This window comes from Mycolicibacterium aurum (assembly GCF_900637195.1).
Lineage (GTDB): Bacteria > Actinomycetota > Actinomycetes > Mycobacteriales > Mycobacteriaceae > Mycobacterium > Mycobacterium aurum.
Genome location: NZ_LR134356.1, coordinates 4,833,806 through 4,856,087 on the forward strand (window position 1 = coordinate 4,833,806; position 22,282 = coordinate 4,856,087).

Annotated in this window: 18 protein-coding genes; 10 read left to right on the forward strand and 8 right to left on the reverse strand. The window is 67.3% G+C overall.

The window, feature by feature from the left end:
- Nucleotides 1-17 precede the first annotated feature (17 nt).
- From EL337_RS22755 to sfnG, 3 genes are all read right to left on the reverse strand, one after another.
- A complete protein-coding gene (locus EL337_RS22755) occupies nt 18-1,490 on the reverse strand; it encodes a cell division protein PerM (RefSeq protein ID WP_048632814.1) in 1,473 nt (490 codons plus the stop codon).
- A 60-nt stretch (nt 1,491-1,550) separates the two neighbouring features.
- Nucleotides 1,551-2,402 carry a DUF5336 domain-containing protein gene (locus EL337_RS22760; RefSeq protein ID WP_048632813.1) on the reverse strand — a complete coding sequence of 284 codons (852 nt, stop codon included), beginning with the start codon at nt 2,400-2,402 and terminating at the stop codon, nt 1,551-1,553.
- A 167-nt stretch (nt 2,403-2,569) separates the two neighbouring features.
- Nucleotides 2,570-3,700: a dimethylsulfone monooxygenase SfnG gene (gene sfnG / locus EL337_RS22765; protein WP_048632812.1), complete on the reverse strand. Its 1,131-nt coding sequence runs from the start codon at nt 3,698-3,700 to the stop codon at nt 2,570-2,572.
- 150 nt (nt 3,701-3,850) lie between these two features.
- Here sfnG and EL337_RS22770 point away from each other — a divergent pair, with 150 nt between their 5' ends.
- From EL337_RS22770 to EL337_RS22785, 4 genes are all read left to right on the forward strand, one after another.
- Nucleotides 3,851-4,699, forward strand: a complete 849-nt coding sequence (locus EL337_RS22770; protein ID WP_048632811.1) for an LLM class F420-dependent oxidoreductase — start codon at nt 3,851-3,853, stop codon at nt 4,697-4,699.
- Nucleotides 4,700-4,785: 86 nt separating this feature from the next.
- Nucleotides 4,786-6,297 (forward strand): DUF5005 domain-containing protein, encoded by a 1,512-nt coding sequence (locus EL337_RS22775; RefSeq protein WP_083443093.1) that lies wholly within the window; start codon nt 4,786-4,788, stop codon nt 6,295-6,297.
- Nucleotides 6,297-6,566: a hypothetical protein gene (locus tag EL337_RS22780; protein ID WP_048632809.1), complete on the forward strand. Its 270-nt coding sequence runs from the start codon at nt 6,297-6,299 to the stop codon at nt 6,564-6,566. The genes EL337_RS22775 and EL337_RS22780 overlap by 1 nt, the downstream gene beginning before the upstream one ends.
- 155 nt (nt 6,567-6,721) lie before the next feature.
- Nucleotides 6,722-7,126 (forward strand): hypothetical protein, encoded by a 405-nt coding sequence (locus EL337_RS22785; RefSeq protein WP_048632808.1) that lies wholly within the window; start codon nt 6,722-6,724, stop codon nt 7,124-7,126.
- A 57-nt stretch (nt 7,127-7,183) separates the two neighbouring features.
- Here the strand turns inward: EL337_RS22785 and EL337_RS22790 are convergent, their stop codons facing one another.
- A complete protein-coding gene (locus EL337_RS22790; protein WP_048632807.1) occupies nt 7,184-8,713 on the reverse strand; it encodes an acetyl-CoA acetyltransferase in 1,530 nt (509 codons plus the stop codon).
- A gap of 184 nt (nt 8,714-8,897) precedes the next feature.
- On the opposite strand from EL337_RS22790, the gene EL337_RS22795 reads away from it, so the two are divergent.
- The 3 genes from EL337_RS22795 (at nt 8,898) to EL337_RS22805 (ending at nt 13,141) form a co-directional block, all read left to right on the forward strand.
- Nucleotides 8,898-10,028 (forward strand): ATP-binding protein, encoded by a 1,131-nt coding sequence (locus tag EL337_RS22795; RefSeq protein ID WP_048632806.1) that lies wholly within the window; start codon nt 8,898-8,900, stop codon nt 10,026-10,028.
- Nucleotides 10,025-11,116, forward strand: coding sequence for a MarR family transcriptional regulator (locus tag EL337_RS22800; RefSeq protein WP_048632970.1), 1,092 nt, complete (start codon nt 10,025-10,027; stop codon nt 11,114-11,116). The genes EL337_RS22795 and EL337_RS22800 overlap by 4 nt, the downstream gene beginning before the upstream one ends.
- Nucleotides 11,117-11,266: 150 nt before the next feature.
- Nucleotides 11,267-13,141: a S9 family peptidase gene (locus tag EL337_RS22805; protein ID WP_048632969.1), complete on the forward strand. Its 1,875-nt coding sequence runs from the start codon at nt 11,267-11,269 to the stop codon at nt 13,139-13,141.
- Between the two features lie 63 nt (nt 13,142-13,204).
- On the opposite strand, the gene sucD is transcribed toward EL337_RS22805, so the two are convergent.
- Together sucD and sucC are read right to left on the reverse strand one after the other, a co-directional pair.
- Nucleotides 13,205-14,107 carry a succinate--CoA ligase subunit alpha gene (gene sucD / locus EL337_RS22810; RefSeq protein WP_048632805.1) on the reverse strand — a complete coding sequence of 301 codons (903 nt, stop codon included), beginning with the start codon at nt 14,105-14,107 and terminating at the stop codon, nt 13,205-13,207.
- A 14-nt stretch (nt 14,108-14,121) separates the two neighbouring features.
- Nucleotides 14,122-15,285, reverse strand: coding sequence for an ADP-forming succinate--CoA ligase subunit beta (gene sucC, locus EL337_RS22815; RefSeq protein WP_048632804.1), 1,164 nt, complete (start codon nt 15,283-15,285; stop codon nt 14,122-14,124).
- A 252-nt stretch (nt 15,286-15,537) separates the two neighbouring features.
- Between sucC and EL337_RS22820 the strand changes: the two genes are divergently transcribed.
- Together EL337_RS22820 and EL337_RS22825 are read left to right on the forward strand one after the other, a co-directional pair.
- Nucleotides 15,538-16,605 (forward strand): M23 family metallopeptidase, encoded by a 1,068-nt coding sequence (locus EL337_RS22820; RefSeq protein ID WP_048632803.1) that lies wholly within the window; start codon nt 15,538-15,540, stop codon nt 16,603-16,605.
- A 39-nt stretch (nt 16,606-16,644) separates the two neighbouring features.
- Nucleotides 16,645-17,241 carry a hypothetical protein gene (locus EL337_RS22825; RefSeq protein WP_048632968.1) on the forward strand — a complete coding sequence of 199 codons (597 nt, stop codon included), beginning with the start codon at nt 16,645-16,647 and terminating at the stop codon, nt 17,239-17,241.
- On the opposite strand, the gene EL337_RS22830 is transcribed toward EL337_RS22825, so the two are convergent.
- Nucleotides 17,242-19,590 carry a UvrD-helicase domain-containing protein gene (locus tag EL337_RS22830; protein WP_048632802.1) on the reverse strand — a complete coding sequence of 783 codons (2,349 nt, stop codon included), beginning with the start codon at nt 19,588-19,590 and terminating at the stop codon, nt 17,242-17,244.
- 244 nt (nt 19,591-19,834) lie between these two features.
- On the opposite strand from EL337_RS22830, the gene EL337_RS22835 reads away from it, so the two are divergent.
- Nucleotides 19,835-20,116, forward strand: coding sequence for a chorismate mutase (locus tag EL337_RS22835; protein ID WP_048632801.1), 282 nt, complete (start codon nt 19,835-19,837; stop codon nt 20,114-20,116).
- A gap of 25 nt (nt 20,117-20,141) precedes the next feature.
- Here the strand turns inward: EL337_RS22835 and EL337_RS22840 are convergent, their stop codons facing one another.
- Nucleotides 20,142-22,154 (reverse strand): acyltransferase family protein, encoded by a 2,013-nt coding sequence (locus EL337_RS22840; protein WP_048632967.1) that lies wholly within the window; start codon nt 22,152-22,154, stop codon nt 20,142-20,144.
- Between the last annotated feature and the right edge of the window lie 128 nt (nt 22,155-22,282).

The following is a 22,282-nucleotide window of genomic DNA, read 5'->3' on the forward strand; positions in this document are numbered from 1 at the left end:
GGCTGCACGCTGAAATCCTAGTGGTCGCCACGTTCGCGCTCGCTGCTGCGGTCTTCTCCGTCTGCGGCGACGCTGCCGTCGTCGTCGACGACGAAGTGGTCCTCAGGGTCGAAGTCCGCCGGTTCCAGATACTCCGGCGCCAGGCTGCTCTCCGGCGCGGTGTCCTCGTCGGCAGGCTGGACAATCGCCGAGGTTCGCGGCTCCTGCGGCTCGGGTTCGTGCGACAGCACTTCGGTGGGCATCTCCGCGGTGACCGGGTCGGCCTGGTCACCGGGATCGGAGTCCGCCGCGGGCGTCATCGCATCCTCGTCTACCTCGTCCACCTCGTCCGATTCGTCGATCACCGCGGCCGCGGGCTTGCGCGCCCGGGGGCGCACCCCGCCCGACATGACCACGGTGAGCGCGCCGATGCCCACGAACCACAGGAACACCGCGGGCGCGAACGTGGTCTGATCGACGCCGACGTCGCCGAAATTGCCGAGCGGCCCGCCACCGGCGTAGGCCAGCAGTGCCATCACGGCCGCGCCGACGGCGGCGGCCACGACGACCTTCGCCACGGCGGCGGGCAGTGGCAGCGGGCGGCGCGCACACTGCTGGCCCAGCGCCACCGCCGAGGCCGCCGCGACGATCATCAGCGCCACCCACACCGGACCCAGCGGCGGAGTGGGGACCGCCGCCAGGACGGGGAGCGCGGGAATGTCGCCACCGAACACCGTGAACGAACTGAATGTGGCGAGCCCGACCTGGGCGCTCGAGCCGACCGCGACCGCGGCCGCGCCGACCGCCACGTTGGGCAGGTAGAGCACCGACAGAACCGTGAGGCTGAACTGCCCGAACATCGAGTCGGTGATCGAGTACAGCTCGTGCATCGTCGACCAGTGCACGATCAGCGAGCCCGCGACGATCGCCCCCGACAGCCCCATCAACGCCAGCACCCCGGCCGCGGCGGCACGGAACGCATCCGGAAGCCAGTTGGGCAGCGGAGAGGAGATCAGCAGGCGTCGCCCTGTCCGCGCACCCACCCCGAGCACCGCACCGATCGCGTGGACGACGGCAACCCCGCCGAATGCGCGCAGCGCGTCGGGGGTCTGCAGTTCGGTGAGCACCGACGCGGCGTCATGGATCACGGCCAGACAGATCGCGGCGACCAGTACCGGGCCGCCCAGTGCCGAGGCGACCACCCACCGTGTCACGAACCACGACGTGCTGGTGGTCGCCGCCGCCGTGGTGCGCGCTGTGCCATAGATCATCAGCAGTACCGGCAGCAGGGGCAGCACGCCCAGCGCGCTACCGCCGATCGACACGGGAACCTGGTGCACCGCCAGCCACATGCTGGCGATCGCGCCGAGCGCCCCCGTCATGTCGCTGTTGGCGATCAGCAGCTGCAGCAGGACCACTGCCGCGATGATGACGAGCGCAACGATCGACGGTCCGAACGCGACCCGCAGCAGTTCACGCGCCTGGCGTGTTCCGACTGGCCGGGTGCTCACGGGTTGGGCCGCTCCTCGCAGACGCTGCGGCGCACGACGTTCGCGCACGCGCGGCTCAGACTACGACGACTGATCCGGCTGCGAGGACGACGGCGACTGGTGTTGCGTAGGAACCTGTGTCGTCGGCGCGTTACTCGCCGGCGGCTGGCCGTAGGTGGGGAAGCCGGTGGGAGGCGTGGGCGGACCCGACTGCGGGGACGCGGGGAAGCCGCCGGTGTTCTGGCCGGAGCCTGGGTAGCCACCGGTGCTGCCGCCGTACGGCGTGGGGTAACCGGGCCGCTGCTGTTGCGGGCCCTGGTGCTGCTGACCTCCGTGCGGCTGTCCGTAGTACTGACCGGGGTACTGGCCGTACTGCTGCTGCGGTTGTTCGTACTTGGGCCTGGGCACGGGCGGGGTGATGACGCCGGAGTCGAACAGCAGCACGACGACAGCCACGGCGGCCTGCAGCAACGTGAAGGCGATGACCAGGTAGAGACCCCAGTCGATGGACGTTCCGGCGGGCGAGTTGACCGAGTCGCCGAGAACCAGCAGGAAACCCAGGACAGCTGCGACCGCGACGACCGCGGTGAAGTTCGGCTGCTTGCGCAGCAGACCGACGGCGGCGAGCAGACCGGCCACCACCGCGGCGATGACGGCGAACAGCACGCCGAACGAGCTCCCGCTCAACTCGGCGACACCCGGGAAGTCCGAGGCATCCACCGAGAACTGCGGACCGAAGCTCGACAGGTACACCAGCAGACCGAGCACGGCGGTGGCCGCATTCAGGAACACGGGGAGCTTGCTGGGTCCTTCGGCGGCCGGGCCGGCCTCAGGCGCCGTGTTGAACTGCTGAGTCGGGGTGCCGAACTGTGGCGTCGGCTGTTGAGCGGGCGGGTATCCAGACCCTCCGGGTGCGCCTTGTGGGTAAGACATGACCTCTCCTGTGCTGTGCGGGCATCGGGACGACGGCGACGCCATAGGTGACGACACAGTCACGGCGACGGCGATTGACCCGCCTGAGCGATTCGATGAACCACGCTAGCGCACCTCGATGGGGGGCTGTCACGCCCTCGACGCCCGCCTCGCCCCCGCGCCGGCTGTCACACCGACACGGGCACCGGCGAGGCTGGGGAGTGGTGCTCCGATCGCTCGATCTCGCGGACCAGCGGGAGCACCCGGGCACCGAAGTACTCGATCTCCTCCTGGAAGTGCAGGAAACCGCCCAGGATCAGGTCCACCCCGCGTGCACGGTAGGCCGCGATGCGTTCGGCGATCTGTTCGGGCGTCCCGATCAACTGGGTCCGGAATCCGTCGTTGTACTGGACCAGGTCCTCGAACGTCGAATCCGCCCACATGCCTCGCCTGTCGGCGGCAGAGTTACCTGCCTGCTGGACGGCCGACCGGAATCCTTCGACGGCCGGGCGGTTGGCCTTGTCGATGATCTCGCGCAGAGTTTCTCGTGCTTCCTTCTCGGTGTCGCGCGCGATGATGAAGCCGTTGAGGCCGATCTTCACCTCGCGGCCGGCGTCCCTGGCATGGTCTCGGACCTCGACCACCTGCTCGGTGATTCCCTCGAAGTCCTTGCCGTTGGAGAAGTACCAGTCCGCGTAGCGGCCGCCGTTGCGTCGCGCCGCCGTGGAGTTACCGCCCTGGAACAGCTCCGGGTTGGGCCGCTCCGGGGTGTTCAGGGGTTTCGGTTTGAGGGTGAAGTCGTGGATCCGGTAGAAGTCGCCGCGGAAGTCGACCTCGTCTTCGGTCCAGATCTTGCGCAGCACCTGCAGGAACTCGGCGCTGCGCCGGTAGCGTTCGTCGTGTTCGAGCCACGGCTCCCCCAGGTGGGTGAACTCGTCCTTGAACCAGCCCGACACCACGTTGACCGCGAACCTGCCTCCGGACAGATGGTCGGCGGTGGCGCCCAGCTTGGCCAGCACCGCCGGCTGCCACAGCCCCGGATGTACTGCGGCGATCACCTTCAGACGCTGGGTGGCCAGCAGCAGGGCGAGGCTGAAGCTGGTGGATTCGTGCTGGTACTCGGCTCCGTAGCTGGCCTCGTAGCGCACCTGGGACAGCGCGTACTCGAACCCGTTGTTCTCGGCGGTCTGCGCGAGCTTGACGTTGTAGTCGTAATTCCAGTCGGTGCGCTGGTCGATGTCGCTGGTCACCAGCCCGCCGCTGACGTTGGGCACCCAGTAGGCGAACGTGACGTGGTCTGCGATGCGTTCGGTCGTCATGGAGCCATCGAAGCGGCGCCGCGGTCCTCGGTCATCGGTATCGATCGCGATGAAGGAAAGGTGCGTTCGGTCCGGGCCGCCGAGCTCTGCGCGTCGCCGCGCAGGTACCCCCCTTGCGGACGCAGATTGGAACACGTTCTAATTCTCGATATGAACTATGGGTTGGTGCTGTTCACCTCCGACCGCGGAATCGCTCCCGCGGCTGCCGCCAAACTGGCCGATGAGCACGGATTCGAGACGTTCTACGTCCCCGAGCACACCCACATCCCGATCAAGCGCCAGGCCGCACATCCGACCACCGGCGACGAGTCGCTGCCCGACGACCGCTACATGCGGACGCTGGACCCGTGGGTCTCCCTGGGTACCGCCGCGGCGGTCACCTCCCGGGTCCGGCTGTCCACCGCCGTGGCCCTGCCCGTCGAGCACGATCCCATCACGCTGGCCAAGTCGATCGCCACACTCGACCACCTCTCCGGCGGACGCGTGTCCCTCGGCGTCGGGTTCGGCTGGAACACCGATGAACTGGCCGACCACAATGTCCCGCCCGGACGCCGACGCACAATGCTGCGCGAGTACCTGGAGGCCATGCGGGCGCTCTGGACCGAAGAAGAAGCGGAGTACGACGGCGAATTCGTCAAGTTCGGTCCGTCCTGGGCCTGGCCGAAGCCGGTGCAGTCCCACATCCCGGTCCTGGTCGGCGCGGCGGGCACCGAGAAGAACTTCAAGTGGATCGCGAAGTCGGCCGACGGCTGGATCACCACACCGCGCGACTTCACCATCGACGAGCCGGTGAAGCTGCTGCAGGACACCTGGGCCGCGGCCGGCCGAGACGGAGCTCCACAGATCGTCGCGCTGGATTTCAAGCCGGACCCCGAAAAGCTGGCCCACTGGCGCGAACTCGGCGTCACCGAGGTCCTCTTCGGGTTGCCCGACAAGTCAGAATCCGAAGTCGCGGCCTACGTCGAACGCCTCGCGGGCAAGCTCAGCGCGCTGGCCTGATTTGGTGCGCTGAGGGGTCGTGCGAGCGCCTTAGGCTGGGAAATGCACACCAGCTGGGACGCGCGCGCGAGGAGCAAGACGGCGGTATGTCCATTGCGATGATCCGCGGGCAGAACCCGCACGGGGTCGTCGACGCGGGCCACGCGCAGCAGACAAGGGCCGGTGAGCTCGATCGAGAGATCGGCGAACAGGTTCGGGCGCTGAACCGGATGAAGGACAGCTGGTTCGGCAGCGCCGCGAGCGCGGCCGTGTCCGCCGCCTACCGACACCTTCAGAAGCAGTATCTCGAGCACGAGAAGCTGGCCGCGCTGGCGACAGCGATGACGTCCGGCGGCGAGAACCTGGGCGCCATCCGTGCGGTCCTGCTCGCTTGGGTGGACAGCGCCGAGGCCATGTTCGAGGTGTCGGACGCGGGGGTGGTGACGACGCGACCACCGAATGACACGGCGCCGTGGGTCTCCATCGCGGCGACGTTCACCAAGATCGTCCAGCAGTTGATCGAAGCGTTCCTGACCATGGACCAGACGGTCGCGAAGGCCGTCGCAGCCATCGACGCCGGGTGGTTGCCCGGCAACAACCCGTTTCCCGGCGGCATCGATCCGGACAGTCTCAACAGCGATCAGGTGCAGTGGTTGCAGAGCCTCGCCGGTTCCGGTGCCCCATCGACCGGCGAGGGCGGGGTCGGCGTCCCGAACACCGACCTGTCGATCATGGGCATGACTCCAGACGGCCGGATGTTCACGATCCAGGGCGACACCGCGACGAACATGGGCCCAGGTGGCGGTCCGGGGCCGCGCTCAGACCCTGGCGGCCACAACAACATCATCTTCTGGAAGATGGACGAGCACGGCAAGTGGGTGGTCGACGACGTCGTCAACGACCCGTTCCCGAACACCCCGGGTGACGACTCGACGATTCCCACGTCGACCTTCAACGTCGGCGACACCATGTACACGTCAGTGATGAACGTCGACCGGTGGGACCCTGATCCGCCGCCGGGACAGCCCGGCTGGGTCACCCGTAGTTCCGAGCTGTGGAAGTCGACGGACGGCGGCAAGACGTGGTCCAAGGCAGGGCCCGCGTGGGACAACAGCGGCGGCACCAATCCCTTTCAGGTGCAGAGCTTTGCGCCAAGCGACGACGGATACGTCTACATGTACGGAACGGAGAACGGCCGCGCCAACGACGGGATGCATGTCGCGCGCGTGCCGGTGGCCGACGTCGAGAATCCGACCAGGTACCAGTACTGGAACGGCGACTCGTTCGCCACGGGTCACGGCTCCGGCGGGAGCCCGCCCGTCGTCAGCCCGCCGGGCGGATTCAGTGGAGTAGGCGAGCCCAATGTGCACTTCTACGACAACAAGGCTCTCCTGACCTTCAACGACGACAAGGGCAACCTGTTCACGAGCTCGTCGACCGATGGCGTGAATTGGACTCCGCCACAGCTGGTTACGTCACAGCCGGGCGCCTACGGTGTGTTCCAGTCTCCGCTGTCCGGCGGCAACTCCGTCGACGCCTCCGTGTCGCTGTGGAATCCCTACGGCACCGAACTGATCGAGATCGAGAACTCCGACACCCGAGGCTTGGGAGGGTACTGATGAGAACGAGAGGTTGGCGGTTCCGCACCGCCGTCACCGCAATGTGCGTGATCGTCCTCGCAGCGTGCACCCCGACCCCCAGTGTGACGGGCGCACCGACCACGTCGAGCCCGCCGCCGCCGGTGCCGGGCTTCCCGGATCTGTCGCAGTCCACGCCCGTCGACACGCAGACGTACGTGATGAGCTACCCGTACTCCAACGTCGCCCTCGCGTGCCTGGCCGGACCACACGGGTTCCTCCTCACCGCCACGTCGACGGAGTTGTTCTGATGCATCACGCGTTCACTGCACTGTGGTTGACAGGTGCTTTGCTACTCAGCGGCTGCGGACCCCACGGCGATGAGGTGGCCACGGCCACCCCGCCGCCGCAACCGCCTCCGACTTCCACGAGTCCTACACCATCCGCGCCGGCAGGATTTCCCGACATGTCGTCCTACGCCCAGGCCGACTACGGCAGGTATGCAGTCGTCAACGTTCCTCGAATGCAAGGCTTTTCGTTCACCACCGCAGCGGGACTCCACTGCTCCAACAACGCCTATCCGACGCCTGATGCCGAGTGGGTCCGGTGTTGGGGCTCTCGACCGGATCAAGGTCCCGGGCTGTGGAGTATCCGCGCAGAACGAGATGCACCGGCCGTCGTCGAACAGTTGACACCTGATCCGGACTTCGAGACTCCTCAACAGAGCTCGCCGCCCGTCCTGCCGACCTCGACAAGGATTACGGCGCAGAAAGGCGACTCGACCTGCGGAGTCGGCCCCGACGGCACCACGGCATGCCAGGTCGGTGACCACGGTTTCGTCCTCACGCCGACGTCGACGATCGTCTTCTGACGGCGTGGCCGGATCGGACAGAACGGCCTTCGCCCCGACTTTGTCGGTCGAGGTGTTCTAGCGCAGGACCGCCCGGTTGCCGTTCTCTGTCGGCGTCACAGTGATCTGCGCGCCCAGCGGATCCCCGTCGGACATCAACGAGACCAGGTCTGCGTCCTCCGTGGTCGCCATGAATCGCGAGCCGTCGGAATCGAGCCGGCCGACGATGATGCCGGTGCGCACGGGCCAGTCGTAGCGCACCGAGTACGTCTCGACGGTTCCCACCCCATCCGGCGCCTTCGTCACCGGCACCGTGGGCAGATCCGCGACCTGTGCCGTCAGCTCCGCGCTGCGGGACGTACGCCAGTCGGCGGGCTCGGTGGAGTAGATGCCGACCGAGTACTTGCTCATGATGCCGCCGTTGGCTCCGACGAAGCCGAATGCTCCTGGCTTGTCCCGCATCTGGGTGACCGTCTCGGCGATGGCGTGCAGGGAGTAGCTGTTGCCGGGTCCGCCGAAGTACGGCAGCCCCCCGGTCAACGTCAAGCCCCGCGGGTCATCCGCCGCGAGGCCGAGCGTCTCACAGATCAGGAATACCGGGAACGGGAAGCAGCTGTAGAGATCGAAGGTCGCGATGTCCTCGACGCCGACACCGGCCACCCGCAGGGCCTCGTGGGCCGCGTGCACCGCGGCGGGGCTTGCACCGAGATCAACCCGTTCCAGCAGTGCCTGCTCGATCAGATCGGAGTGGCCGTGCAGGTACACCCATTTCTCTTCGGGCACACCGAGTCTGCGGGCGGCCTCGACCGACATCAACACCGCCGCCGCGCCCTGGTTCACGGTGTCACGCGCGACGAGCAATCGCGGATAGGGGTCGCAGATCATCCGGTTCTCGTCGGTGACCGTCTCCACCTCCTCGACCGAGCGCTCGACCGGAGACGACGAGAAGGGGTTCTTGGCAGCCACCTTGGACATCGGGGCGAACAGTTCTGCCATCTGGTGGCGGTATTCCCGGACGCCCAGCCCGAGCCGGGAGCGCCGGGCGTTGTCGAGCAGTCCGTACTGCACAGGCGCGCCGGTGAGCCCGTGCGTGACGGTGTATTCGTCGATGTAGCTGTAGATCTGGTGGCCGCGATCCTCGAGCTGACCGTCGACGGTTTCGGTGAAATCGGGCTTGTCATCCCTGGTGGCGAAGTACTTGGCCGTCGAGCCGGGTTCGGAACCCATGATCATCACGACGTCGGCGTCACCGCCGACGATGAGGTTGCCTGCCTCGGTGACCAGTTTCTGCGGGCTCTGGCCACCGACGGGCTCCAGCACCACCCGAGCGGGATCACCGCCCAGTCGCCGCATGACCGACCGCGGGTAGTTGTTCGACTTGCCCAGCGTCGCGGGCATCGGGCCGGATATCTCGAACTGCCGCAGTCCGAAGACGGTGTCGATCGCCGCGGCGACAGCGGCGCCATCCGCCCCGGTGTCGGTGAGGGCGGCCTGCGCCGCCTCGGCGGCGAGGTCGACCGCCGACATCCCGCGATATGCGGGGTCGTCGATCCGCTCGGTGAACTGCCCTACACCGACGATGACCGGCGTCCGTGGATCAACTGCCATGCGCGCGTCCTCTCACCCATCGGCTCTTCGCGCGAGCGCTCATCGCCAGTTACTTCGAGAGGCTAATAGAACACGTTCCAGTGCAGCAATTCCGGGCCACAGCACGTCATGATTGTCGTACAACTATGTTGTTGTACATCGAAGCTGACGTACAATCGGCCCGGTGAACTGGGAACCACGGCCGATGTCCCTCGTCGTGGGCGGCGTCGTTCCGACCGAAGACGTCGTCGGCCGGGTTCGGGAATCCAACGAGGTTCTCGCGGCGCTGCCGCGCTCGGGCGCAGTCCTCGTCGGCGATCGCAGGCACGGAAAGACCTCGCTGTCCCGGCTCGTCCAGCGGATGGCCACCGACGCGGGCGCTGTCGTCGTCTCGGTCAGCGCGGAGCGGGAGACCTACGCCGAATTCGTCTCCGCCCTGCTGGCCGAGCTCGGCCGACTGGACCCCACCTGGGCTCAGGAACTCGCGAAGATCAGGCTCACGCTGACGGCGGGCCCCGTCCAGCTTCAGCGGGACGGCCGCGCCGCGGCGACACTCGACGAGTTGCTCGACCGCGCGATCCGGCGGGCCGACGGTCGAATTCTGGCCCTGTTCATCGACGAGGTCAGCGTCCTGGCACGCAACCTCGAACGTGCTCGCGCCGGATCCGGCGACACGTTCCTGCACCTGCTCCGCCGCGTCCGCCAGGAGCACCCCGGCAAGGTCGCGACGGTGCTGTCGGGGTCAATCGGTTTTCATCACGTGTCAGCCGACGCCCCCAGCACGGTCAACGACCTCCCCAAAATCGCCGTCGGGCCCATCCGTCACGATCACGCCACCTACCTGGCCGAGTGCCTCCTTCTCGGCAGCGGCATCCCGACCACCGACCGGCACGAGGTCGCCGCCGCCATCGCCGCCGCCGCCGAGAACGTGCCGTACTACATCCAGCACCTTGTCGCCGCGGCCGGCAGGTCATGGCAGGACACGCAGGTGGCACCGTACCCAGAGCTGATCAACCTGCTGGTCCTCGACGCCATCGAGAACCCCTACGACCCGTGGGATCTGCGGCACTATCGAGATCGTCTTCCGCACTACTACGGCTCGGATGCGCACGCGATCGCCGGCCTGCTCGACATCTATGCTCATGCCGGCGGGCCGTTGGATGTCGATGCCGTGCTCATGCGGCTCCGCACCGAGGGCAACCCGATCACCGAACGGGCACACCTGGTGTCCTTCATCGAACGGCTCACCCTCGACCACTACCTCACCCGCGTCGGCGATACCGACAGATTCTCCTCTCCGCTGCTGCAGCGGGCGTGGAAGGCCATGCGGCGGTGAGCGTTTCCCCACTGTTCACACCGGCTGCCGCCGAAGGCGCCGAGCTCGAGGCGATGACGGTCGGACGGACCGATCCGCTGGACACGCTCACAGCACGCATCCGCTCGTCGGCGCGTGACGGCTCCCGGCCCCACACGCTGCTCGTGGCACCACGCGGAGCAGGCAAGACCCATACTCTGCGTCTGGCCCTGTACCGCGCCCTGTCCGACGCCTCGACGGCGCACCGCGTGCTGCCGGTCATGATCGCCGAGGACTCCCTGGCCATCGGCTCCTACCTCGATCTGCTCGTCGAGATGGCCCGCGCGATCGGGCCCGACATCACCGACAAGGCCCGGGCTTTGCGCCGAGCGCAGGATCCGGTGGGAATCGAGGCGCTCGTCATCGGCGCCGCCGGCGCCAGGATGATCCTGCTGGCGATCGAGAACCTGGACCGCGTGTTCGCGGCCATCGGCACCAAAGGGCAGGGCAGTCTGCGCGCTTGGGTCGAGACCTCAACGGCGATAACGGTTCTCGGGACCTCTCCGGCACTGTTCCCCGGGGTCTCGTCCCGCGAATACCCCTGGTACGGGTCGTTCATCATCGAGACCTTGCCCGAGCTTTCCGCCGACAACGCCGCAGCGCTGCTGCGCGGGGCGGCGCGGCGTCGCGGCAAAGCGGAGCTCGCGGAGTTCGTCGGCTCGCACGAGGGTCGAGCCCGCGTCGCCGCCGTCCACCAGATCATCGGTGGCCGGCCGCGACTGTGGCACCTGCTGGCCGAAACCAGTGACGTCGCAGGCCTGGAGGCCGTGTCACCGGCCGTCGAGGCCTTGCTGGACCGGCTGGCGCCGCTCTATCAGCAGCAGTTGTGGCAGCTTCCGGCGAGCGCGCAACGACTCGTGGTCGAGCTCGCGCGCGGACAGGGTGCGCGTTCGGTCTCGGATCTCGCGGACGCGGTGGGCGTTTCGAACCAGTCGGCGTCGACGGCTCTGGGTCGGCTGGCGGGTGAACGGTGGGTCACCTCGTCGAAGACCGACGGTGACCGTCGCACATCCTGGTACGACCTCGCCGACCCCCTGCTGCGACGGGTCCTGCAGTACCGAGGCGGCTGACGCACGGTCCCGCGCTCCGACCAGGGCCGCTTGACCGTCTTGTCACTTAGTGACACAGTGTGCTTGTCACTAAGTGACAGCGCGATGCAGTCGATCTCCGTGCCGGCGTACGCCGGTCCGCCGACTGCACGCGCTCCGAGAGAGGACGATATGGCCGCCGACACGCGACCCCCGATCATCTCCGTCGAGGACTTCTTCAGCCCGCCTGAGCGCGCCGGCGCGACGATCTCGCCCGACGGGACCCGCATCGCCTACCTGGCGCCGTGGCGAAACCGCCTCAACGTGTGGGTGCAGGACATCGACGGCGCGAACAACGGCGCCGAGCCACGCTGCGTCACCGCCGACGAAACCCGAAGCGTGTACATCTACAGCTGGACCCACGATTCGCGGTGGCTGCTGTACATGCAGGACAACGGTGGTGACGAGCACTGGCACGTCTACCGGGTGGATCCCGATGCGCCGGACGCCCCGGCCGTGGACCTGACCCCGTTCCCGAGGGTGCGCGCCTCCTACGAACTGCTCAAGGCACGCCCCGGAAAGGCCGTCGTCACGCACAACGCGCGCAATCCCGAGCTGGTCGACGCCTACGAGCTCGATATCGCCACCGGCGAACTCACCCAGCTCGCCGAGAATCCCGGCACCGTCGTCGGCTGGATCAGCGGGCCGACTGGCGATCTGTTCACCAACACGCTGACCGCCGACGGCGATGTCGAGATATCGATGTGGGATCCCGGCACCCAGACGCTGCGGCCGATCCGGGTGTACGAGGGCAGGGACTATCCACTGGGCATCTACCCCATCGCCGTCTCCCCCGACGGCGCGGGTATCTGGCTGGGCTCCTACCACGGCAGCGACCGCCTCCGGCTGGCCCGCATCGATGTGGCCACCGGCGAGGAGACCGAGGTGGACAGTCACCCGACGCTCGACCTGGGCGCGCAGCTACAGCTGCCGTCGCCGTTGATCATCAGCGAGCGGACCGGAGAACTGATCGGCGCCCGCTATTACGGTGAGCGACAGGTGATCCACGCTCTCGACGACGATTTCGCCGTCATCCTGGACGCGCTCACCCACCTCTCCGACGGGGATCTGGCCGGGATGTCCTGCGATGACAGCGGGCAACGCTGGGTGGTCAGTTTCAACCATGACCGCGATCCGGGCGTCACCTATTTCTACGATCATGCGACCGGCGAGAGTCGACTGTTGTTCCGGCCGTACCCGCATCTGGATCCCGACGCGCTCGCGCCCATGACACCGGTCACGATCACGGCGCGCGACGGGCTGGATCTGCATTCGTATCTGACCCTGCCCGTGGGGCAAGAGCCCGAGAACCTGCCGTTGGTCCTGCTGGTGCACGGCGGCCCGTGGGCACGTGACTGCTGGGGTTTCCAGCCGGACGTGCAGCTGCTCGCCAACCGCGGATATGCGGTGCTGCAAGTCAACTTCCGCGGTTCCACCGGGTACGGCAAGGCCTTCACCCAGGCTGCCATCGGGGAATTCGCCGGCAAGATGCACGACGATCTGATCGACGCGCATGACTGGGCGGTCAAGCAGGGCTTCGCCGATCGCGACCGGGTGGCGATCTTCGGCGGCTCCTATGGCGGATACGCCGCGTTGGTCGGTGTGACGTTCACCCCGGACGTCTTCGCGGCCGCCATCGACTACGTCGGGATCTCCAGCCTGCCCAACTTCATGCGGACACTCCCCGACGTCGGCCGACGATTCCTGGCCAACAACTGGAATCTCTATGTCGGCGATCCGTCGGACCCCGAGCAGGAGGCCGATATGCTGGCCCGCTCGCCGATCACCAAAGTCGACCAGATCCGCACCCCCCTGCTTGTCGTGCAGGGCGCCAACGATTCTCGGGTCGTACAGGCCGAGTCCGACAACATGGTTGCGGCCCTGCGCGCCCGCGGAGTCACGGTCGAGTACATGGTCAAGGAGGACGAGGGCCACGGATTCGTGAACCCGGACAACAACATCGACATGTATCACGCCGTCGAGACGTTCCTGGCCAAGCACCTGTAGAGCCCGTCCACGAGAAAGCCCCTGGAATCTTGGCGATTCCAGGGGCTTTTCGCGTGCTTGGGGTTACAGGCTTTCCAGCAGTTCCCGTGCCTTGGCGGCGGTCTCGGACGGCGTCTTGCCGACCTTGACGCCCGCGGCTTCCAGCGCTTCCTGCTTGCCCGCCGCGGTGCCCGCGCCGTCGGAGACGATGGCGCCTGCGTGGCCCATCGTCTTGCCCTCGGGAGCGGTGAAGCCCGCGACGTAGCCGACGACCGGCTTGGTGACGTTGGCCTGGATGTAGGCGGCGGCCTTCTCCTCGGCGTCGCCGCCGATCTCGCCGATCATCACGATCAGCTTGGTCTCGGGATCCTTCTCGAACGCCTCGATGGCGTCGATGTGGGTGGTGCCGATGACCGGGTCGCCGCCGATGCCGATGGCGGTCGAGAAGCCGAGATCGCGCAGCTCGTACATCATCTGGTAGGTCAGCGTGCCCGACTTCGACACCAGGCCGATCGGGCCCTTGCCGGTGATGTTGTTCGGCGTGATGCCGACCAGCGACTCACCGGGGGTGATGATGCCGGGGCAGTTCGGGCCGATGATGCGGGTCTTCTCACCCTTGTCGACGTTATAGGCCCACGCATAAGCGCTGTCCTGCACCGGGATTCCCTCGGTGATCACGACCAGCAGCGGGATCTCGGCGTCGATGGCCTCGATGATGGCGTCCTTGGAGAAGGCCGGCGGCACGAAGGCGATCGACACATCGGCGCCGGTCTCTTTCATCGCCTCGGCGACCGAACCGAACACCGGCAACTCGATCTCGTTGCCCTCTTTGTCTTCGTGCTTGACGGTGGTGCCCGCCTTGCGCGCATTCACCCCGCCCACGATCTGGGTGCCGGCCTTGAGCATCAGCTTGGTGTGCTTAGTGCCCTCGCCGCCGGTGATGCCCTGGACGATGACCTTGGAGTCCTTGTTCAAAAAGATCGACATTTTTGTTGGCTCCCTTACTTGTTGGCCAGCTCGGCGGCTTTGTCGGCCCCGGAGTCCATGGTCTCGGCCTGTACGACCAGCGGATGGTTGGCTTCGGCCAGGATGCGTCGGCCCTCGTCGACGTTGTTGCCGTCGAGGCGGACCACCAGTGGCTTGTTGGCCTCGTCGCCGAGGATCTTCAGCGCCTGGACGATGCCGTTGGCCACCGCGTCACACGCGGTGATGCCGCCGAAGACATTGACGAACACGCTCTTGACCTGGCTGTCGTTCAGGATCACGTCCAGGCCGTTGGCCATCACCTCGGCGGAGGCGCCGCCGCCGATGTCGAGGAAGTTGGCCGGCTTGACGCCGCCGTGCTTCTCACCGGCGTACGCGACCACGTCCAGGGTCGACATCACCAGGCCGGCGCCGTTACCGATGATGCCGACCTCGCCGTCGAGCTTGACGTAGTTGAGGTCGTTCTCCTTGGCCTTGAGCTCCAGCGGATCGGTGGCGTCCTTGTCCTCGAACTCGGCGTGACCGGGCTGGCGGAAGTCGGCGTTCGCGTCGAGGGTGACCTTGCCGTCAAGCGCCAGGATCTGATCGTCGGGGGTACGCACCAGCGGGTTGACCTCGACCAGGGTGGCGTCTTCGCCGACGAAGACCTCCCACAGCTTCTGGATGGTCACGGCGGCGGCGTCGAGCACCTCGGCGGGCAGGTGACCCTGCTCGGCGATCGAACGGGCGAAGGCCAGGTCCACACCCTTGACGGCGTTGACGGGCACCTTGGCGAGGCGGTCGGGCTTGGTGGCCGCGACCTCTTCGATCTCCATGCCGCCCTCGACCGAGCACATGGCCAGGTAGGTGCGGTTGGACCGGTCGAGCAGGAAGGAGATGTAGTACTCCTCGGCGATGTCGCTGGCCTCGGCGACCAGCAGCTTCTTGACGACGTGGCCCTTGATGTCGAGACCGAGGATGTTCTGCGCATGGGTGAACGCGTCGTCGGGTGTCGCGGCGTACTTGACGCCACCGGCCTTGCCGCGGCCGCCGACCTTGACCTGCGCCTTGACCATGACGGGCTTGCCGATCTCCTCGGCGATGGCCTTGGCGTCCTCGGCGGAGTCGGTGACGCGTCCGGGAGTGGTGGGAACGTTGTGCTTGGCGAACAGTTCCTTCGCCTGATACTCGAAAAGGTCCATGGACTCTGCCAGATTCCCTGTCTGTCTGCGGCTAGATGTGTGGCCCGACGGGCTCGGGGGAACTGTATCGACACCGGCGCCGCCGATTGCCACCGCCTACCGGTCATGTGGTCGATCTCACCGCCCCCCATGTCGTGATTCAAGTCACATTCCGGGGCGGAATAAGCGCTCGGGTTGCCACTTTGATTGGATTTTGGTTAACGTCCACTGGTCTTAGTAACGGTCTGATCACGACGACAAGGACGTTTCAGGTTGCCTCAGCATCGCTCGCCTCGGTCTTCCGAAGCCGCCGCGGTACCCAGGTTTCCCATCGGTCCGTCCGAAACCACCGACATCATTCCGTTCAACGAATTCGGCGAGATCGCCCAGCTCAGCGATCTGGAGTTCTTGTCCCACGCGGCATTTGACCGCGAAGCCCAGGTCATCCACGCGCCCGAGCTCGACGATCTGCACCACACCGACGACCTGACGCCGCTGCGCCTCGCCGTTCCGGCCGAGTTCCGCCCGCAGCCGCGCGCCGAACGTCGCGTCGCCGCACACGCCTACCGCGACAGCCACACCGATGTCAGCGACGGCTCAGCAAAGACCGACATCATCGATATGCGCGGCGGCAAAGGCCAGCACCGCAAGCAGGAAGTGCCGGTCAGAGGTCGACTGGTGGTCGCGGCCATGGCCGTCGGAGCTACCGCCGCAGGCGCGTACACCATGACCAACAACGCACCTAAAGCACCGGCCGAGACCGTGCTCGCCTCCGATCAGAGCACCATCAGCGGCGGCGCCGTGATCACCGGCTCGGTGGACGGCATGCAGGTCGTCACCGTCACCCCCGCCGCCAACTCGGCCATCCACGCCGAAGAGATCACCAAGGCCGCCGCATTCGCCCAGGAGCGCGCCGAGCGGGAAGCACGCCTGGCGCGCCCCCAGTTCGCGATGCCGACGCGTGGCGTGTGGACCTCCGGGTTCGGCTATCGCTGGGGCGTGCTGCACGGCGGCATCGACATCGCCAACTCGATCGGCACTCCGATCGTGGCCGCAGCAGACGGCGTGGTCATCGACACCGGCCCCACCGCCGGATACGGCGCCTGGGTCAAGCTCAAGCATTCCGACGGCACCGTGACGCTGTACGGACACATCAACAGCTGGCTGGTCAGCGTCGGCGACCGGGTGATGGCCGGCGACCAGATCGCCACCATGGGCAACCGCGGGAATTCCACCGGACCGCACCTGCACTTCGAGGTTCTCCTCGGGGGCACGGACCGCGTCGATCCCGTCGGCTGGTTGTCCAAGCGGGGGCTTGCCCCCGGCAGCTACGTTGGCTGAGTGGCCAGTCCTGACGACCCGGTAGCCGAACCACCACCACTGAGCTCCACGCCCGACGTCCCGACGGGCGATGACGACACCAGTACCCGAATCCTGCGTCGTGCGCCGCTGAACACCGGTGCACAGCCCGCCAGCGCCACCGCTGAGCCACCGACGAGCATCTTGCGCCGCCATCCCACCGGAGCGCTTCCAGCCGCCTCAGATCCGGCCACCGAGATCGTCCCGCGCGCGACACCCACCGCGGTCGGGCCACCCCGGCCGGCGCGCGCCGACGCCAGGCCGGCCATCGCCACCGCTGTGCTGAGCATCGTGTCCGGCTGGGCCAGCGGAGTCATCGCGACCGACCTGATCACCGGATGGTGGGCCACCGACCCGCTGTTCTGCGTGGCTGTCGGCTTTCTGGCCGCGGTGTCGGCGGCCGCCTCGATCAGCGGGGTCGTCGCGCTGCTGCTGCGAAGGCGGACCGCGCGCCTGCTCATCGTGGTCGGCGCGGTGATCGCGTTACTCATCTTCGCGAGCCTGTTCGTGGCGGGCGCGAGCCTGCCCGCGCTGGTGTTCGCGTTGCCGCTGCTGCCGTTGGCCTCGATCGTGGCGGCGGCTCTGCCCGGCACCGCACGGTGGAGCCGGACCGGCTGATCAGAGCTTCGTGACGGGCGCGTGGTTGTGCATCAGCTTCACGCGGCCTGCGCTCCCGAAGTCGATCAACGACATCGCGGACTCGCCGGCACCGGTGACCTCTTCGACCCTGCCGAGTCCGTATTTGTCGTGGGTGACGCGATCGCCCGGTTCCAGGACGATGGGCGCGCGCTTGCCCGCCCCCGACCGTGACGGAGTCGGCGACGGCCGCGGTGTGCCGTACCGGCCCGCATTGCCGACCGGTGCGGACATCCTCGACGCCGGCTGCTCGGTGCGGCGCCAGTCGATGAGCTCCTGCGGGATTTCCCGGAGGAACCGTGATTCCGGGTTGAGCATCGGTTGCCCCCAGGACGAGCGCACTTTGGCGCGGCTGAGATAGAGGCGCTGACGGGCCCGGGTGATGCCGACATAGGCCAGTCGGCGCTCCTCGGAGAGCTCGACCGGATCGCCGAGCGCCCGCATGTGGGGGAACATGCCGTCCTCCCAGCCGGTCACGAACACCACCGGAAACTCCAGGCCCTTGGCGGTGTGCAGCGTCATCATCGTCACCACGCCTGATCCGTGCTCCGGGATGTCGTCGGCGTCGGCGACCAGTGACACCCGTTCCAGAAAGGCCGCGAGCACACCCGTGTCAGGAATGTCCTCGTCCTGCGGCTCGGCTCCATCCTCGTCGGCCAGCGCCTTCGCGTTGGCCAGATCGATGCTGAATTCGTGTGCGACGCTCACCAATTCGTTCAAGTTGTCAAGGCGCGCCAGGTCCTGCGGATCACTCGAGGATTCGAGTTCAGCGCGGTAGCCGGTGCGGTCCAGCACGGATTCGACGAGATCGCCGAGTTCGCCTTCGAGTCCGGCCCTGAGCTCGTCGAGCATCTCGACGAACCCGGCGATCGCCTTGGCCGAGCGCGAGTTCAGCAGCGGCACTTTGCCTTCGGCCGCATCCGCAAGGGCATCGTTGAAGGTGGCACCCGTGGTCTCGGCGTGGACGGCGACGCACGCCTCGGCGCGGTCGCCGATTCCGCGGCGCGGGGTGTTGAGAATTCGGCGCATGCTGACCGCATCGCCGGGGTTGTCGAGCACCCGCAGATAGGCGACGATGTCGCGGATCTCGCGGCGCTCGTAAAAGCGGACTCCCCCAACCACTTTGTAGGGAATCCCGGCACGGATGAAGACTTCCTCGATGGCGCGTGAGGAGTTGTTGGTGCGGTAGAACACCGCGACGTCGTTGTAGGAGAAGTCACTGCTCGAATCGGACAGCGCATCGATTTCCTGCGCGATGAAACGCGCTTCGTCGTGTTCGTTGTCGGACACGTAGCCGACGATCAGCTCACCGTCGCCGGCGTCGGTCCACAGTCGCTTCTCGCGGCGGCCGGCGTTGCGCGCGATCACCGAGTTCGCGGCGTTGAGGATGGTCTGCGTCGATCGATAGTTCTGTTCCAGCAGAATCGTCGTGGCGTTGGGGTAATCGCGCTCGAAGTCCTCGATGTTGCGGATCGTCGCGCCACGGAACGCGTAGATCGACTGGTCGGCGTCGCCGACGACGCACAGCTCGGCGGGGGCGACACCGGCGATGTCGTCGTCGGCAGCCTGGGTTCCGACCAGCTCACGGACCAGCACGTACTGCGCGTGGTTGGTGTCTTGGTACTCGTCGACCAGGATGTGCCGGAACCGGCGCCGATAGTACTGGGCGATCTGCGGAAAGGCTTGCAGCACAGCGACCGTCTCGCCGATCAGATCGTCGAAGTCCAGAGCGTTGGCGGCCCGCAGTCTGCGTTGATATTCGGCGTAGACGGTGGCGATGATGCGGGCCAGGTCGTCTTCGGCTTCCGACGCCTCGGCCGCAGCCTGCTCGGGACCGATCAGCTCGTTCTTCAGGTTGGAGATCCCGTTGGCCAGCAGCCGCGGCGAGTGCCGCTTGGTGTCCAGGCCCATGTCCTTGCCGATCATCAACAGCAGGCGGCGCGAGTCGTCGGAGTCGTAGATGGAGAAGTTCGAATTCAGGCCCGGCAGCAGCGAGGCCTGATTGCGCAGGATCCGCACGCACGTCGAGTGGAATGTCGACACCCACATGTTGCGTGCCCGTGGGCCCACGAGCTGGACCACCCGTTCCCGCATCTCGGCAGCGGCCTTGTTCGTGAACGTGATGGCCAGCACCTGGCCCACCCCGACGTCGCGGGCGGCCAGCAGATACGCGATGCGGCGGGTCAGCACCGCCGTCTTGCCCGACCCGGCACCGGCGACGATCAGAAGCGGGGTCCCCTCGTGGAGGACCGCCCGGCGCTGTTGCGGGTTGAGGCCTTCGAGGAGTTCATCGGTGCCGGTCGGCACAGTGGACAAGGAGGGTGAAGTCATATCGTTACCAAACTTACCGCTGCGCAGGGACAACCTTTGCGCTGCCACGGCACGTAGTGGCACACTCGTTGAGTGCAAGGTCAGCAGCGTCGATTTTTTTACGGGTACCGGCCAGCGGTGCCCGTGGTCTAGCTGCTTTCCCTCCAGCCCCGCGGTCCGCTTCCGGATCCGGGGCTTGTCTCTTGTGTGAGGCCCGAAACCGGACGGACCAGACAATTCACACCAGGAGAATCCGGAGAACGACATGACGACGGAAACCACGGGATCATTGACGGTGCCTGACAACCCCGATATCGCTGAGCTGCGCCAGGAGATCGATCAACTCGACGCGACGATCCTCGAGGCGATCCAGCGGCGCACCGAGATCTCACAGACGATCGGCAAGGCGCGGATGGCCTCGGGCGGTACCCGCCTGGTGCACAGCCGCGAGATGAAAGTGATCGAGCGCTACAGCGTGCTCGGCGAAGAGGGCAAGAACCTCGCCATGCTGCTGTTGCGGCTGGGCCGCGGCCGCCTCGGCCACTGACCCCTGCAGATCCGGCGCGCGCGCATCACTCCGGTGTGAGCGCCTCGACCAGCCACGGCGTCAGCCACTCGACGGCCTCGGGTGTCGGGTGCACGCCGTCGCTGCGCACCTTCAGACCGTCGACCCTGGTCTGGTAGTAGCCGTTGGGGCTCAGCTTCTTGTTCAGGTCCAGCACCGTGGCATTGGGGCGCATCTCGACGACGCTGCGCAACAGCGTGTTCCAGCGCTCGACGCGGATGGGCTGATCCTCGGGGTACAGACTGCCGTCCGGCTTCTCCGCACGCCGGTTGTACGGTTCGGTGGTCACGACCACCCTCGCCCCGGTCGAGGACAGGATGTCCAGCGCCCGGTTCAATTCACTGCGCAGGTAGGCGTCGTAGCCGGGCTCCCCGATGTGGGTCCAGCGGCCTTCGTTCATCCGGTCCACCACTTCCCAGCGCCCGACGACGAGTAGCACCACGTCGGGTTTCTCGTATCCGATCCGCTGGGCCCACCGCGCCGGCCACGCGTCGCACTCCGGTTTCTGCGGCAGCTCCTGGCCCACGTACTCGTAAGGCCCGCCGCGGGCGATCCCGCACCCGATCGTGGTGAAGTCGGCGAAATCCATGCCGGGGGTATCGGGGAGGTAGCGCATCATCGTCCACGCGATGGAGTCGCCGAACACCGCCACCCGCAGATCGCCGGGGGCGCGGGGAGTTCGGACGGGCGGCACCGCAACGGCCACCTCCGGTCCGACCAGCGCCGCATTGTCGATCAGCGGACCCGGGACCGGCATCGCGGGCAGGACCCGGACCGGCAGCACGGTCATCGTCACCACCGCGGCCGTCGCTGCGGTGGCCGCCGCCAGCGGAAGCATCGGCACGAACGCCGGGCGCCATTCCCGGATCGGCTGCTCGATCAACCACCACGACAGCGTCGCGAGCGCGATCGTCGCAGCGCAGCGCAGCGCGAACAGCTGCCAGCCGGCGATGCCGGTCCGCTCGCCGTTGAGGACGAGGAAGATCGGCCAGTGCCACAGGTAGACGCCGTACGAGATGGCGCCGAGGCCGACGAGCGGGCCGACCGACAGCAGGCGTGCGACGGGCCCGTCCTGAGCGAGCGCCACCGGGGCGATCACGAGAATCGCGGCGACCGCGACGACCACCAGCAGTCCGCTGCGGAATTCCTCGGCGCTTCCCGTCGCGATGCGCGCGGCCATGAACAGCACCACGAGTCCCACCACCGGAAGGGACCACGCGAGCCACCGCGCCCACCGCGAACGGAAGACCACCAGACCCGCGGTCAGCCCCCGCCAGTCACGGACCAGCAGCGCCGCTGCCGCCGCACCGACCAGCAGCGCCTGGACCCGGGTGTCGGTGCCGAAGTAGACGCGATTGAGCGTTGCGTCCGAGGTGAGCAGGAAGGTCGCCGACGCCGACGCGACGATCCCGAGGGATGCCAGGCCGAAGACCGCGACGCGCACCGCGCGCTGGGAGAGCGGGAGCCCACGCCGGTACGCCAGCGCGGCCAATCCGGCGACAGCAGCCGCGACCAGCAGGGGCCACAGGACGTAGTACTGCTCCTCGACAGCCAGTGACCACGTGTGCTGCAGCGGAGACGCGGGCGCGCCCTGGGAGAAGTAGTCGGTGTTCTGCGACACGAACATCCAGTTCGACATCCAGAAGAACGTGGCCACGGCGTCGTCGCGCAATCGTGCCGTGGATTCCTCGGCGAACAGGCCCGCCGCCGCGACGACGGCGAGCACCATCACCAGCAGGGCGGGGAGCAGTCTGCGGGCGCGCCGGATCCAGAAGCTCTTCAGCCCGATCCGTCCGGTCCGTCCGATCTCGTCCAGCAGCAGCGACGTGATGAGGAATCCGCTGAGGACGAAGAAGACGTCGACGCCCAGGAAGCCGCCGGACAGACCCGGCACGCCGCCGTGGTCGGCCAGCACCAGCAGGACGGCGATCGCGCGGACTCCGTCGAGTGCGGGAATCGCCTGGCCCGGACCGACGTAGCGGCGCGGACCCACCCGGAGTGGAGCCGCGCCCGCAGCCATGCCGTCGGTACCGGATGTGACGGCTCTGCCGTCGGTCACGTCGCGGCCCCTTCCCTGCCTCCGAGCAAGGAAGTCTAGGGGCGGGTGCGCGGCGAATCCGGAAGGCGCGCGCGGAGTCTGCCCGTGGA

Bases quoted from the DNA above. Each gene is read 5' to 3' on its own strand.
- EL337_RS22760 (WP_048632813.1), bottom strand. From the start codon at position 2,402: ATGTCTTACCCACAAGGCGCACCCGGAGGGTCTGGATACCCGCCCGCT.
- sfnG (WP_048632812.1), bottom strand. From the start codon at position 3,700: ATGACGACCGAACGCATCGCAGACCACGTCACGTTCGCCTACTGGGTG.
- EL337_RS22770 (WP_048632811.1), top strand. From the start codon at position 3,851: ATGAACTATGGGTTGGTGCTGTTCACCTCCGACCGCGGAATCGCTCCC.
- EL337_RS22775 (WP_083443093.1), top strand. From the start codon at position 4,786: ATGTCCATTGCGATGATCCGCGGGCAGAACCCGCACGGGGTCGTCGAC.
- EL337_RS22780 (WP_048632809.1), top strand. From the start codon at position 6,297: ATGAGAACGAGAGGTTGGCGGTTCCGCACCGCCGTCACCGCAATGTGC.
- EL337_RS22785 (WP_048632808.1), top strand. From the start codon at position 6,722: ATGTCGTCCTACGCCCAGGCCGACTACGGCAGGTATGCAGTCGTCAAC.
- EL337_RS22790 (WP_048632807.1), bottom strand. From the start codon at position 8,713: ATGGCAGTTGATCCACGGACGCCGGTCATCGTCGGTGTAGGGCAGTTC.
- EL337_RS22795 (WP_048632806.1), top strand. From the start codon at position 8,898: ATGTCCCTCGTCGTGGGCGGCGTCGTTCCGACCGAAGACGTCGTCGGC.
- EL337_RS22805 (WP_048632969.1), top strand. From the start codon at position 11,267: ATGGCCGCCGACACGCGACCCCCGATCATCTCCGTCGAGGACTTCTTC.
- sucD (WP_048632805.1), bottom strand. From the start codon at position 14,107: ATGTCGATCTTTTTGAACAAGGACTCCAAGGTCATCGTCCAGGGCATC.
- sucC (WP_048632804.1), bottom strand. From the start codon at position 15,285: ATGGACCTTTTCGAGTATCAGGCGAAGGAACTGTTCGCCAAGCACAAC.
- EL337_RS22830 (WP_048632802.1), bottom strand. From the start codon at position 19,590: ATGACTTCACCCTCCTTGTCCACTGTGCCGACCGGCACCGATGAACTC.
- EL337_RS22835 (WP_048632801.1), top strand. From the start codon at position 19,835: ATGACGACGGAAACCACGGGATCATTGACGGTGCCTGACAACCCCGAT.
- EL337_RS22840 (WP_048632967.1), bottom strand. From the start codon at position 22,154: ATGGCTGCGGGCGCGGCTCCACTCCGGGTGGGTCCGCGCCGCTACGTC.